The sequence below is a fragment of the Chromobacterium sp. CCUG 30098 genome (genome assembly GCF_059916605.1).
The window spans coordinates 1,213,471-1,227,554 of sequence record NZ_JAUCGS010000001.1; the positions used below are offsets into that span (position 1 = coordinate 1,213,471).

The 14,084-nt window shown below is 61.6% G+C and carries 13 protein-coding genes; 11 read left to right on the forward strand and 2 right to left on the reverse strand.

What is annotated here, in order from left to right:
* Positions 1-54 precede the first annotated feature (54 nt).
* Positions 55-1,272 (reverse strand): IscS subfamily cysteine desulfurase, encoded by a 1,218-nt coding sequence (locus tag QUG03_RS05695; protein ID WP_107800346.1) that lies wholly within the window; start codon positions 1,270-1,272, stop codon positions 55-57.
* Between the two features lie 33 nt (positions 1,273-1,305).
* The gene (gene iscR / locus QUG03_RS05700) at positions 1,306-1,785 is read right to left on the reverse strand and encodes a Fe-S cluster assembly transcriptional regulator IscR (RefSeq protein WP_107800345.1); all 480 of its coding nucleotides are present in this window, start codon (positions 1,783-1,785) and stop codon (positions 1,306-1,308) included.
* Positions 1,786-2,238: 453 nt separating this feature from the next.
* Here iscR and QUG03_RS05705 point away from each other — a divergent pair, with 453 nt between their 5' ends.
* The 11 genes from QUG03_RS05705 (at position 2,239) to QUG03_RS05755 (ending at position 13,822) form a co-directional block, all read left to right on the forward strand.
* Complete coding sequence (locus QUG03_RS05705; protein ID WP_227104689.1) at positions 2,239-3,360, forward strand: beta-ketoacyl-ACP synthase III; 1,122 nt, start codon at positions 2,239-2,241, stop codon at positions 3,358-3,360.
* A 161-nt stretch (positions 3,361-3,521) separates the two neighbouring features.
* Entirely contained in the window at positions 3,522-5,120 is a 1,599-nt protein-coding gene (locus QUG03_RS05710; protein ID WP_107800343.1) for an ABC transporter substrate-binding protein, read from the forward strand.
* Between the two features lie 533 nt (positions 5,121-5,653).
* A complete protein-coding gene (locus tag QUG03_RS05715; protein ID WP_107800342.1) occupies positions 5,654-6,682 on the forward strand; it encodes an ABC transporter permease subunit in 1,029 nt (342 codons plus the stop codon).
* An 18-nt stretch (positions 6,683-6,700) separates the two neighbouring features.
* The gene (locus QUG03_RS05720) at positions 6,701-7,615 is read left to right on the forward strand and encodes an ABC transporter permease subunit (RefSeq protein ID WP_107800341.1); all 915 of its coding nucleotides are present in this window, start codon (positions 6,701-6,703) and stop codon (positions 7,613-7,615) included.
* 10 nt (positions 7,616-7,625) lie between these two features.
* A complete protein-coding gene (locus QUG03_RS05725; protein WP_107801933.1) occupies positions 7,626-8,600 on the forward strand; it encodes an ABC transporter ATP-binding protein in 975 nt (324 codons plus the stop codon).
* Positions 8,597-9,568, forward strand: a complete 972-nt coding sequence (locus QUG03_RS05730) for a peptide ABC transporter ATP-binding protein (protein WP_227104687.1) — start codon at positions 8,597-8,599, stop codon at positions 9,566-9,568. The genes QUG03_RS05725 and QUG03_RS05730 overlap by 4 nt, the downstream gene beginning before the upstream one ends.
* Before the next feature lie 181 nt (positions 9,569-9,749).
* Positions 9,750-10,274, forward strand: coding sequence for a pantetheine-phosphate adenylyltransferase (gene coaD, locus QUG03_RS05735; protein WP_107800339.1), 525 nt, complete (start codon positions 9,750-9,752; stop codon positions 10,272-10,274).
* Positions 10,275-10,370: 96 nt separating this feature from the next.
* Positions 10,371-11,315, forward strand: coding sequence for a class I SAM-dependent methyltransferase (locus QUG03_RS05740; RefSeq protein WP_107800338.1), 945 nt, complete (start codon positions 10,371-10,373; stop codon positions 11,313-11,315).
* Between the two features lie 147 nt (positions 11,316-11,462).
* The gene (gene gltS, locus QUG03_RS05745; RefSeq protein WP_253314516.1) at positions 11,463-12,665 is read left to right on the forward strand and encodes a sodium/glutamate symporter; all 1,203 of its coding nucleotides are present in this window, start codon (positions 11,463-11,465) and stop codon (positions 12,663-12,665) included.
* A gap of 137 nt (positions 12,666-12,802) precedes the next feature.
* Entirely contained in the window at positions 12,803-13,165 is a 363-nt protein-coding gene (gene trxA / locus QUG03_RS05750) for a thioredoxin (protein WP_107800336.1), read from the forward strand.
* Between the two features lie 111 nt (positions 13,166-13,276).
* A complete protein-coding gene (locus QUG03_RS05755) occupies positions 13,277-13,822 on the forward strand; it encodes a glutathione peroxidase (RefSeq protein ID WP_107800335.1) in 546 nt (181 codons plus the stop codon).
* Positions 13,823-14,084: the final 262 nt, after the last annotated feature.

The window sequence follows — 14,084 nt, forward strand, 5'->3', positions numbered from 1 at the left end:
TCCTTCAGCGCCGCTCCGGCCTGGCCGGCTCGGCGCTGGATATTGCTGTCGCCCTTAGTGGGCGGCCCATTGAACCGAATTCAGATCCACGCCGTCTTTGAACATTTCCCACAAGGGGGACAGTTCGCGCAGCTTGCCGATCTTTTGGTTTAGCAGATTCACCGCGAAGTCGATTTCCTCCTCGGTGGTGAAGCGGCCCAGCGTGAAACGGATCGAGCTGTGGGCCATTTCGTCGTTGCGGCCCAGCGCGCGCAGCACGTAGGACGGCTCCAGCGAAGCCGAGGTACAAGCCGAACCGCTGGATACGGCCAGCTCCTTGATCGCCATGATCAGGCTTTCGCCTTCGACGAAGTTGAAGCTGACATTGAGGTTGTGCGGCACGCGTTGGTCGATGTCGCCGTTGATGTAGACCTCTTCCATGTTCTTGATGCCGTTCCACAGGCGATCGCGCAGCATGCGGATGCGTTCGCGCTCGCTGTCCATCTCTTCGCGGGCGATGCGGAAGGCTTCGCCCATGCCCACGATCTGGTGGGTGGCCAGGGTGCCGGAGCGGAAACCGCGCTCATGGCCGCCGCCGTGCATCTGCGCTTCCAGGCGCACGCGCGGCTTGCGGCGCACGTACAGCGCGCCGATGCCTTTGGGGCCGTACACTTTGTGGGCGGACAGGCTGAGCAGGTCCACTTTCTGCTTTTCCATGTCGATGATCACCTTGCCCGGCGCCTGGGTGGCGTCGACATGGAAGATCACGCCCTTGGCGCGGCAGATTTCGCCCAGCTGTTCGATGTCCTGCACCACGCCGATTTCATTGTTGACGAACATCACCGAGGCGACGATGGTGTCCGGGCGGATGGCGGCCTTGAATTCTTCAATGTCCAGCAGGCCGTTGTCCTGCACGCCCAGATAGGTCACTTCAAAGCCCTGGCGTTCCAGCTCGCGCATGGTGTCCAGCACCGCCTTGTGTTCGGTCTTGACGGTGATCAGGTGCTTGCCCTTGCTCTTGTAGAAGTGGGCGGCGCCCTTGATCGCCAGGTTGTCGGACTCGGTGGCGCCGGAGGTCCAGACGATTTCCTTGGAGTCGGCGTTGATCAGCTTGGCCACTTCAGCGCGCGCGTTCTCCACCGCTTCCTCCGCGTCCCAGCCGAAGCTGTGGCTGCGGGAGGCCGGGTTGCCGAACTTTTCGTAAAGATAGGGAATCATCTTGTCGGCAACGCGCGGGTCTACCGGCGTGGTGGCCGAGTAGTCGAGGTAGATCGGATGCTTGAGCTGGCTCATTTATATTCTCTCCACAGAAGATGGGTCCGCGCCTCACAGGGCGCCGGAGGCGGCAGAAGCGTGAACCACGCTGCATTCGCGCTTATCCTGCAATACAGTGTTTTCCTTGGTCTTTTGCTGCTCAACCAGGCTGGCGAGGCTGACCTTGGACAGGTAGTCGAAAATGGTGACGTTCAGATTGGTCCACAAATCGTGGGTCATGCAGCGCTGATTGCCGCGACAGTTCTCGCGGCCGCCGCACTGGGTGGCGTCCACCGGTTCGTCCACGGCGGTGATGATGTCGGCCACGGAGATGTCGATCGGGGTCTTGGCCAGGGTGTAGCCGCCGCCGGGGCCGCGCACGCTGTCCACCAGTTCGGCGCGCCGCAGCTTGCCGAAGAGTTGTTCCAAGTAGGAGAGCGAGATGCCTTGACGCTCGCTGATGCCGGCCAGCGTGACCGGGCCGCCGCTCTCGCGCAATGCCAGATCCAGCATCGCGGTGACGGCAAAACGCCCTTTAGTGGTTAAACGCATGTCTCTGGTCTCCAAGAGTGGGTATTTGGAGGAGGATGAATTCCTGATGCAGACGATTATACCTAATATCCGACTGTTTTAGTCAACTATTATCGGCGGAGGCTAATGAGGATGCGGCTGCGCAAAGCCGATCATTTTACTCGGTTTTTAGTTCGAGGGGTAGTTTTGCCTACGGGATCCGCGGCAGGCCGCAGGCCGGAATCGGGCGTCGGCAAGGCGGCGCGAGCCGGCCGCGCAGAGGCGGGAAGGGCCGCGAGCCGCGCCGCGGCGGCGTTTGCGGTTTTATTACTTTCAGATGAAGGGCTTGGTGTAGAATCCGGCGACGGATAAGGATCGTCCGCGGACGGGCCGAAACGGGGCGGGCATTTCCGCTCGGGCGGCGCAGCGAGGACTGTCGTCGCCGCAACAAAAATCTACACTTACCCGGGTCACGGGGGGCTAAAAGGACAATTCATGCACAAGGTCGTCATTAGCGGAACCGGCTTGTTCACGCCGCCGCACGCGGTCAGCAACCAGGAACTGGTCGCGGCTTTCAATGCCTTTGTACACGCTCACAATCAGCAGCACGCGGACCGGATCGCCGCCGGAGAAATGGAAGCGCTGGCCGAGTCCAGTTCCGAATTCATTGAGAAAGCCTCCGGCATCAAGCAACGTTTCCTGATGGACAAGAGCGGGGTGCTGGATCCGGCCAGAATGGCGCCGCGTTTGCCGGAGCGCGGCAACGACGAGTTGTCGGTGCAGGCGGAGATGGCGGTGGCCGCGGCGCGCCAGGCGCTGGAACGCGCCGGCCGCAGCGCCGCGGACATCGACATGGTCATCGTCGCCTGCTCCAATATGCAGCGTCCGTACCCGGCGGTGTCCATCGAAGTGCAGCAGGCGCTCGGCATCCAGGGCTACGCCTTCGATATGAACGTGGCCTGCTCGTCCGCCACCTTCGGCATTCAGACCGCGGTCAACGCCGTCGCCTGCGGCCAGGCGCGCGCGGTGCTGATGGTGAATCCGGAAATCTGTTCCGCCCATTTGAACTTCCGCGACCGCGACAGCCACTTCATCTTTGGCGACGCTTGCACCGCGGTGGTGCTGGAGCGCGCCGAGGCGGCGAGCTCGGCGCAGCGTTACGAGGTGCTGGGCAGCAAGCTGGCCACGGTGTTCTCCAATAATATCCGCAACAACTTCGGCTTCCTCAATCGTTGCGACGAGGCGGGGATAGGCCAGCCGGACAAGCTTTTCGTGCAGCAAGGCCGCAAGGTGTTCAAGGAAGTCTGCCCGATGGTGGGCGATCATATCGCCGCGCATCTGGAAGGCCTGGGCATCGCGCCGGCCGAGGTGGCGCGCTTCTGGCTGCACCAGGCCAATCTGGCGATGAACCAGCTGATCTCCCGGCGCGTGCTGGGCCGCGAGGCCGGAGATCAAGAGGCACCGGTGATTCTGGACCGTTACGCCAACACCAGTTCCGCCGGCTCCGTGATTGCATTCCATCTGCATTCGGATGACCTGCGGAGCGGGGATGTCGGCGTCATTTCATCTTTTGGCGCGGGCTATTCGGTGGGCAGCGTTGTGCTGAGGAAAATCTGATAAGCCGGAAAAAATAGTCCTAGCGCGAAGGGCCCTTGGCAGAAAAAAGCAGAGGACGCTTGTCAAAAGCGTCCTCTCTGCATAATGTATCCCCCCATGGCGGGCTAGGATCCCGCTGACAAGAAAGACCGATGAGTCTGTACAAGGGAAAGGAAATAAAGATGCAAACTGTCAAGAAAGCGCTGTTGGCAGCCGGCCTGATCGCCGGGACCGCGATGGCCGCCCAGGCCGCCGGCACCCTGGTGTACTGCTCCGAAGGCAGCCCGGCGGGTTTCGACCCTGGTCAATACACTACCGGCACCGATTTCGACGCTTCCGCCGAAACCGTGTTCAACCGCCTGGTGCAGTTCCAACGCGGCGGCACCAAGGTGGTGCCGGCGCTGGCAGAGAAATGGGATGTGGCCGCCGACGGCCTGAGCTACACCTTCCATCTGCGCAAGGGCGTGAAGTTCCAGACCACCGACTACTTCAAGCCGACCCGCGAATTCAACGCCGACGATGTGGTGTTCACCTTCAGCCGCATGGTCGACAAGAACCATCCGTTCCGCAAAGCCTATCCGACCGAATTCCCGTATTTCACCGATATGGGTTTGGACACCAATATCGTCAAGGTCGAGAAAATTGACGCCAACACCGTCAAGTTCACTCTGAAGAGCCTGGACGCGGCCTTCCTGCAGAACCTGGCGATGAGCTTCGCCTCGGTGCAGTCCGCCGAGTACGCGGACAAGCTGCTCAAGGCCGGCAAGCCGCAGCTGATCAATCAGCAGCCGGTGGGCACCGGCCCGTTCATCTTCAAGCGTTACCAGAAAGACGCGCAGATCCGCTTCGCCGCCAACAAGGAATACTGGAACAAGGCCGACGGCCCGAAAGTGGACAATCTGGTGTTCGCCATCACCACCGACGCTTCCGTGCGCTACCAGAAGCTGAAAGCCGGCGAGTGCCAGATCACCGTCAACCCGCGGCCGACCGATCTGGCCGCGATGAAGGCCGATTCCAAGCTGTCGGTGACCGCGCAGCCGGGCTTCAACCTGGGCTACCTGGCTTACAACGTCAAGCACAAGCCGCTGGAGAAGCTGGAAGTGCGTCAGGCGCTGGACATGGCGATCAATAAGAAAGCCATCATCGACGCGGTGTACCAGGGCGCCGGCCAGCCGGCCACCAATCCGATGCCGCCGACCCAGTGGTCCTACAACAAGAGCCTGAAAGACGCGCCTTACGATGTGGCCAAGGCCAAGGCGCTGCTGGCCAAGGCCGGCTACCCCAACGGCTTTGAATTGAGCTTGTGGGCGATGCCGGTACAGCGTCCGTACAACCCCAACGCCAAACTGATGGCGGAAATGGTGCAGTCGGACTGGGCCAAGATCGGCGTCAAGGCCAAGATCACTTCCTACGAATGGGGCGAGTACATCAAGCGCGCCAAGGCCGGCGAGCATGACACGATGTTGATCGGCTGGACCGGCGACAACGGCGATCCGGACAACTGGCTGGGCGTGCTGTTCGGCTGCGACGCGATGAACGGCAACAACTTCTCCAAGTGGTGCTACAAGCCGTTTGAAGACCTGATCCAGAAGGGCAAGCGCACCGCCAACGTGGCCGAGCGCACCAAGCTGTACATGAAGGCTCAGGAAATCGTCAAACAGCAAGTGCCGATGACCACCATCGCCCACTCCACCGTCAATCAGCCGATGCTGAAATCGGTGCAGGGCTTCAAGGTCAGCCCCTTCGGCCTGAACTCCTTCTACGGCGTCAGCGTCAAGTAAGCCAGAAATAATAAAAACACGGCGACATCGGGGGCCTGGCCCCCGATGTTTTGGCTAAGTTCGGCGAATGGCGCTGCTGATGCCGGCCTGTCCGCGTTGCGGCCGGGACCGACGCTGAAGCGGAGCGCTATTGGCCACTACAAGCCTTGGGTTTCCAGTCGCACGCAGAGGCGGCGGGCCCGATGGCGGCGGAACGTCTACTGGGTGGTTTTCAGAGGGTAGTCAGTCACAGCGTGGAGAGGCTGTGCGTCCGGCTTGACCTGGGTCAAGCTCGTCTGCGGCGAGGGGTGCTATCTTGCACTTGCCGTGGCGGTGGCGCAGCTGATGTGGGTGGGTGGTTCAGTTGCATGCCATCGCTTCGGCGCTCTTCTTGCTGTTTTCCTTGCTTCTTCTCCGTCCGATTCCGGTAACGTCTCCCCAAAACGCAATAGAGCCGTCGTTCGCCGTTTGCCATGCAAGGCGTCGTCGCTCTGGGTCTCATTTGAGTATTGCGCCCAGTCGCCCAGCGGGGCCGGCGCAAGGGAGAAGTCCTCATGTTTTCCTTTATTCTGCGAAGGTTGGGTTTATTGGTGCCAACCTTCTTCGGCATCACGCTGCTGACCTTCGGCCTGATCCGCATGATTCCGGGCGATCCGGTGGAGGTGATGGTGGGCGAGCGCGCGCTCGATCCGCAAATGCACGCCGAAGCCTTGCATCGCCTGGGTCTGGACAAGCCGCTGTACGCTCAGTATTTCGACTACGTGGTCAATCTGCTGCATGGCGACCTGGGCGAGTCCCTGGTGACCAAGACCGGGGTGTGGACCGAGTTCAAAACCCTGTTCCCCGCCACGCTGGAATTGGCGATCTCCGCCTTGATCTTCGCCACCGTGCTGGGTCTGCTGGCCGGCGTCATCGCCGCCATCAAGCGCGGCTCGCTGTTCGACCACGGCGTGATGGGCATCTCGCTGACCGGTTTCTCCATGCCCATCTTCTGGTGGGGCCTGATCCTGATCATGTTCTTCTCGGTCAAGCTGGGCTGGACCCCGGTGTCCGGCCGCGTCGACCTGACCTTCGACATCGCGCCGCATACCGGCTTCATGCTGATCGACTCCTGGATGGCGGAGGTCGCGGATCCGGAAGTGAACGCCGGCGCCTTCAAGAACGCGCTGATGCACCTGATCCTGCCCGCCATCGTGCTGGGCACCATTCCGCTGGCGGTGATCGCGCGGATGACGCGCTCGTCGATGCTGGAAGTGCTGCGCGAAGACTATGTGCGCACCGCGCGCGCCAAGGGCCTGTCGCCGGCGCGAGTGATCTTCATCCACACCCTGCGCAACGCGCTGATCCCGGTGTTGACCGTGATCGGCCTGCAAGTGGGCACGCTGATGGGCGGCGCGGTGCTGACCGAAACCATCTTCTCCTGGCCGGGCATAGGCAAATGGCTGATCGACGCCATCAGCCGCCGCGATTATCCGGTGGTGCAGAACGGCATCCTGATGGTGGCGACGCTGGTGATCGTCACCAACTTCATCGTCGACATCCTGTACGGCATCGCCAATCCGCGCATCCGTCACGCCAAGTAACAGCCAGTAGGTGGACTTATGACTCAGACTACGCAAGTCAACGCCGGGCCGGACCTGGCGCTGGCCTATCCCTCGCCGCTGAAGGAGTTCTGGCAGGGCTTTTCCCACAACAAGGGCGCGGTGGCCGGCCTGATCTTCATGCTGATCGTCACCTCCTGTGCGCTGTTGGCGCCGCTGGTGGCGCCCTACAGCCCCATCGAGCAGTACCGCGATCATTTGCTGACCCCGCCAGCCTGGGTGGACGGCGGTTCGGCGCAGTTCCTGTTTGGCACCGACGAATTGGGGCGCGACATCCTGTCGCGGCTGATTCACGGCGCGCGGCTGTCGCTGTTCATCGGCCTGTGCTCGGTGCTGATGGCCTTGCTGCCGGGCGTGGTGCTCGGCCTGTTGGCCGCCTTCTTTCCCAAGGCCCTCGGCGGCGCGATCATGCGGCTGATGGACATCATGATGGCCTTGCCCTCGCTGTTGCTGGCGGTGGCCATCATGGCCATTCTCGGACCGGGGCTGATGAACGCGATGATCGCCATCGCCACCGTGTCCTTGCCCGCCTATGTGCGCCTGACCCGCGCGTCGGCGATGACCGAGCTGAACCGCGACTACGTCACCGCCTCGCGCGTGGCCGGCGCGGGCCTGCCGCGGCTGATGTTCGTCACCGTGCTGCCCAACTGCATGGCGCCCTTGATCGTGCACGCGACCATGAGCTTTTCCTCGGCCATTCTGGAGATCGCCGCGCTGGGCTTCCTCGGCCTGGGCGTGCAGCCGCCCACCCCGGAGTGGGGCACCATGCTGGCCTCGGCCCGCGATTACATTGAAAGCGCCTGGTGGGTGGTGACGCTGCCCGGCCTGACCATTTTGCTGTCGGTGCTCGCCATCAACTTGATGGGCGACGGCCTGCGCGACGCGCTGGACCCGAAACTGAAGCGCGCCGCTTGAGGGGATGGACATGAGTTTGTTGCAAATCAAGAACCTCTCGGTGGAGTTTGGTTCGGAAAAAAATCCCTTCCGCGCGGTGGAAGGGCTGGACCTAGAGGTTAATCAGGGCGAGATCGTCGGCATCGTCGGCGAATCCGGCTCCGGCAAGTCGGTGACCATGATGGCGATGATGGGGCTGTTGGAAGGCCAGGGTCGCATCGTGGCGGACGAACTGAGCTTCGACGGCAAGAACCTGCTGACCATTTCCTCGCGCGAGCGCCGCAAGATCGTCGGCAAGGACATCGCGATGATCTTCCAGGACCCGATGACCTCGTTGAATCCCAGCTACACCGTCGGTTACCAGATCATGGAAGTGCTGAAGCTGCATCAGGGTCTGCGCGGAGCGGCGCTGAAGCGGCGCGCGCTGGAACTGATGGAACTGGTGGAGATTCCGGCGCCGGCCTCGCGGCTCAACGCCTATCCGCACCAGCTGTCCGGCGGCATGAGCCAGCGCGTGGTGATCGCGATGGCCATCGCCTGTAATCCCAAGCTCTTGATCGCCGACGAGCCGACCACGGCGCTGGACGTGACCATTCAGGCGCAGATCATGGAGTTGCTGGTCAGTCTGCAGAAAAGCCAGAACATGGCGCTGATCATGATCACTCACGATCTGGCGGTGGTGGCCGAGGTGGCCCACCGGCTGGCGGTGATGTACGCCGGCCAGGTGGCGGAGATGGGCGCGGTGCCCGGCGTGTTCAACCACCCGACCCACCCGTACACCGAGGCGCTGCTGTCGTCGATTCCGGAGCACAGCAAAGGCGCGCATCGGCTGAACACCTTGCCCGGCATCGTGCCGGGGCAGTACGACCGTCCCAGCGGCTGCCTGTTGTCGCCGCGTTGCCCCTATGTCAAGGACAACTGCCGGACCCAGCGTCCGGGGCTGACCCCGGTGGAGGGCGGCGCCGTGCGCTGCCACTACCCGTTGCTGGACAAGGAGGCGAAATGAGCACCGTATTGCAAGCGCGGGATCTGACCCGCTATTACGACGTGTCCCAGGGCTTCCTCAAGCCCTCGGCGCAGGTCAAGGCGCTCAACGGCGTCTCCTTCGAACTGCAGGCCGGCAAGACGCTGGCGGTGGTGGGCGAATCCGGCTGCGGCAAGAGCACGCTGGCCCGGCAACTGACGCTGATCGAAGCGCCGACCTCCGGTTCTTTGCTGCTGGACGGCAAGGACGCGGCCCAGGCCGGCAAGGCCGACTTGAAAGCCATGCGCACCAAGGTGCAGATGGTGTTCCAAAACCCGTACGCGTCCTTGAATCCGCGTCAGAAAATCGGCAGCCAGCTGGCCGAGCCGCTGCTGATCAACACCTCGCTGAACGCCAAGGAGCGCGAAGACAAGGTGCGCGGCATGATGCAGCGGGTCGGTCTGCGGCCGGAGCACTTCTTCCGCTATCCGCACATGTTCTCCGGCGGCCAGCGTCAGCGCATCGCCATCGCGCGCGCAATGATGCTGAACCCCAAGATCGTGGTGGCGGACGAGCCCACCTCGGCGCTGGACGTGTCCATCCAGGCCCAGGTGCTCAATCTGTTCATGGATCTGCAGGACGAGTTCAAGACCGCCTATGTGTTCATCTCCCACAATCTGTCGGTGGTTGAGCATGTGGCCGACGACCTGATGGTGATGTACCTGGGGCGCGCGGTGGAGGTGGGGGAAAAGAACCGCGTTTACGAACGGCCGCTGCACCCCTATACCCAGGCCTTGTTGTCGGCGACGCCGTCCATCCATCCTGAGCAGCGCCGCATCAAGATCAAGATCGAAGGCGAACTGCCCAGCCCCTTGAAGCCGCCGTCGGGCTGCGCCTTCCACAAGCGCTGCCCGCACGCGAACCAGCGTTGCGGGGAAGAGGTGCCGGAATTGCGCGAGCTGGATCAGCGCATGATCGCCTGCCATCGCGCCGAAGACATCAACGTCTGAGCGCGTATTGTCCTATCGTCAGCGGGGCCGCCATGCGCGGCCCGCTTTTTTTTGGCCGCGCTTTGTCGATAATGAGGAAAATGGACAGATTCTGCTGCGGATAGTCCAGCTGGAAGCGAAACATTTTGCGCAATGCACAAAAATTGCTTTACCCGCCCCCAACGACCACGATACATTCGCCATGGCACACACAGTCAAAGGAAAACGAGAATTGAAGCGAGCCGTGTACGCGGGCAGCTTCGACCCGGTGACCAACGGTCACCTATGGATGATTCGCGAAGCGGTGGAACTGTTTGACGAATTGATCGTAGCGGTCGGAGTGAACCCGGAAAAACACTGTACCTTCAGTGTCGAGGAACGAGTGGCTTTGCTGCGCGCTGTCACCGGCGGTTTCAGCAAGTTGCGGGTGGATGTGTTCGAGAACCAGTTCCTGGTCAATTACGCGCAAAGCATAGGCGCCAACTACATCATCCGCGGCATCCGCACCGCCAGCGACTATGAGTACGAGCGCACCATGCGCTACATCAACTCCGATTTGCACCCGGACATCACCACCATCTTCCTGCTGCCGCCGCGCGAATACGCCGAGGTGTCGTCGACGATGGTCAAAGGCCTGGTGGGGCCGCGCGGCTGGGAAAGCGTGATTCGCCAATATCTGCCGGAGCCGGTCTACCGCAAGCTGATCGAGATGTATTCGTCCGAATAGCCGCGGCTGTAATAGAATTGGATATCCGTTCACGCGCCGCCTGCAGTCAGCGGCGCGTTTGTTTTGTGTTTTGCCCATCGCCCATATCGAGGACTCATGCTGGACGTCAGCCCATTCGCCAATCGCCTGGCCAAGAATTTCAAGCACCACGCCAAATGGGCGCGCCGCCAGGGGCTGGACGCCTGGCGCGTTTACGACAAGGACGTGCCGCAGTTCCCGTTCGCGGTGGACCTGTACGGCGAGCGCGTCCATCTGCAGGAGTACGACACCGGTTGGGAGATGGAGGACGAGGCCTATCGCGACTGGATCAACGCGGTGGTGGACAGCCTGTGCGCGGTCACCGGCCTTGCGCCCGGCGCGGTGACGCTGAAGAACCGCCGCCGTCAAAAGGGCGTCAGCCAGTACGAGAAAGTGGGACAGTCGGGCGACGACTTCATCATCGATGAGTTCGGCCAGCGTTTCATCGTCAATCTGGACGCCTACCTGGACACCGGCCTGTTCTTGGACCACCGCAACACCCGCAAGCGGGTGAGGGAAGAGGCCGCCGGCAAGCGTTTCCTCAATCTGTTCGCCTATACCGGCAGCTTCACCGTCTATGCCGGCTGCGGCGGGGCGATCAGTTCCGAAACCGTGGACATGTCCAATACCTATCAGGATTGGTCGCGCCGCAATTTCGAGCTCAACGGCCTGGATCTGGCCCGGCATCAGCTGGTGAGGGCCGACGTGTTCCAGTATCTGGAAGAGGCGGTGGACGGCGGCAAGCAGTTCGACCTGATCGTGATGGACCCGCCCACCTTCTCCAACTCCAAGAAAATGCGCGACATCCTGGACGTGCAGCGCGATCACGTCTGGCTGATCGACTACGCGATGGCGCTGCTGGCGCCGGGCGGCACCTTGTACTTCTCCAATAATCTGCGCAGCTTCAAGCTGGACGAGAGACTGGCCGAGGATTACGTCATCCGCGACATCAGCGCGCAATCGGTGCCGGAAGACTTCCGCAACCGAGCCATCCATCAGTGCTGGCAGATACGCCGCGACTAGCGGTTTGAGTCTTCTATATAAGGATCCGGTTAATTAGAGGCCGAACTTTATCGCCGGGTTTCCTATCGTATTGCATGGCGCGACAACATTCCGACAGCTGCTAGTCTGAATCATGCGCGCCTTCGCTCATCACAATAAGGAGACTCGATGATTCAACTCGATTTCTACGGCACCCTGGTGGCTGCGTCGCTGGTTTTGCTGCTCGGGCGCAAACTGGTGGCGCATGTCGGCGCGCTGCGTACCTACAACATCCCCGAGCCGGTGGTCGGCGGCTTGCTGATCGCCGCCTTGCTGCTGCTGTTCCGCCAAGTCACCGGCAGCGAAGTCCGCTTTGACGCTTCGCTGCAAACCCCGCTGATGCTGGCCTTCTTCGCTTCCATCGGCCTCAACGCCAATTTGAAAAGCCTGAAACAGGGCGGCAAGACCGTCGGCGTCTTCCTGGCCGTGGTGGTCGGCCTGCTGCTGGTGCAGAACACCTTGGGCATCGCCTTGGCCAGCCTGCTGGGCCTGGACCCATTGATGGGCTTGCTGGCCGGCTCCATCACCTTGTCCGGCGGTCACGGCACCGGCGCCGCCTGGGGCGGCACCTTCGCCTCCAAATACGGATTGGCCTCTGCGTCGGAACTGGCGCTGGCCTGCGCCACCTTCGGCCTGGTGCTGGGCGGCCTGATCGGCGGCCCGGTGGCGCGCTTCCTGGTCAAGAAAGTCAAAACCCCGGGCGCCGAGCACAATGCCGACGATCCGCCGCTGGCCTTCGAACAACCGGACGCCCAGCGTCTGATCACGCCGCACTCCTTCATAGAGACCCTGGCGCTGATCGCCGTCTGCTTGCTGGGCGGCACCTTTCTCGGCGGCCTGCTCAAAGGCACGCCGCTGGAGCTGCCCACCTTCGTCTGCGTATTGTTCGTCGGCGTGCTGATCAGCAACGGCTTGGCGGCTTTGGGTTGGTATCAGATCTTCGAGCGCGAAGTGTCGGTGCTCGGCAACGTCAGCCTGTCGCTGTTTCTGGCCCTGGCGCTGATGTCGCTGCGCTTGTGGGATTTGGCGGCGTTGGCGCTGCCCATCTTCGTGCTGCTGCTGGCGCAAACCGCGGCGATGGCGATGTACGCGATCTTCATCACCTTCCGGGTGATGGGCCGCAATTACGACGCGGCGGTGCTGGCCGCCGGCCATTGCGGCTTCGGCCTGGGCGCCACCCCCACCGCCATCGCCAATATGCAGGCGGTGACCGAGCGCTTCGGCCCTTCGCATCTGGCCTTTCTGGTGGTGCCCATGGTGGGCGCCTTCTTCATCGACATCGTCAACGCCATCGTAATCAAGCTCTACCTGGCGCTGCCCTTCATCGGCTAAGCCTTGCGGCAGCGGAGGCTATCGTCCGGATTGATAAATTCAACCAGGCGATAGCCTTGCAATGCCGTGGCCGCGTACCTATCTTTGCTGCAACAGCCCGCCGCTGGCGGGCGCTTCAGACAGCGAAAGACATCCCAATGGCTTACATCAATCTCAACGCCGACAACTTCAACACCCATATGAAAGAGGAAGGCCTGGTCATCCTCGACTTTTGGGCGCCGTGGTGCGGTCCGTGCAAAATGTTCGGCCCCACTTTCGAAGCCGCGTCGGAAAAACACGCCGACATCGTGTTCGGCAAGATCAATACCGAAGACGAACGCGACCTGGCCGCTCACTTCAATATCCGCTCTATTCCGACGCTGATCGCCATCAAGGACGGCATCATGGTGTTCAACCAGGCCGGCGCGATGATGGCGGCGCAATTCGAACAACTGATCCAGGGGCTGCGCGAACTGGACATGGACAAGGTGCGGGCCGACATCGCCAGCCAGCAGGAATGACAGCTGGCGCCGACGCGCGGCGCTCAGGACAATAGATAAGGCAATGCTTCAGGCATTGCCTTATTATTTTGTCTGCCATCTATATAGGTATGGCGCAGCGAGGAGACGCGAATGAAACGATGGGGCGCAATGCTGATTTTTTGCAGTCAGGCGGTGATGGCGGCTTGCCCGGCTTTATTGAACTACACGGTGCCGGGTCTGATGGGCGGTCAGATCAATCTATGCCAGTACGCGGACCGGCCGCTGCTGGTGGTCAATACCGCGAGCCACTGCGGCTTCACGCCGCAGTTCAAGCAACTGCAATCGCTGTATCAGACCTATGGGCAGAGGGGGCTGATGGTGGTCGGCTTTCCCAGCAATGATTTCTTTCAGGAACTGGAGAGCGATAAGGAGATCGGCGCCTTCTGCGAAGCCAATTACGGCGTGACCTTCCCGATGGCCGGAAAAGGGCATGTGCGCGGCGCCGATGCGCAGCCGTTCTTCAAAGCCTTGATCAAGGCCACCGACGACGCTCCGGTATGGAACTTCCACAAATACCTGATCCTGCCCGGCGCCAGCAAGGTGGTCAGCATAGGCACGCGCACCAAGCCGGACGATCCGGAAGTCGTCAACGCCTTCCTGCCTTATCTGAAGCCGGCGGAGAGCGTGAAAAACTAGAAGATTTGCGTGCATCCCGCAACGGGCCGGCGAAGCGCCGGCCCGTTTTTCATGGTTCGGCGGGGTGGTTGAGGCGTGCCGGCAAATACCCCTTTTGGATATTTCTTGCCGCATCAATGGTTTGCCCTGTGAGACCCGCTTTTGTTGAGGTTTTTCTCGCAAAAGGTGTTGACGGGTTTAGGGGGCTGACGTATAGTTCGCCTCCTCAGCAGACAACGCAGCGACGGAAACGAAACGCAGCGATCTGCACCGATCTTTAACA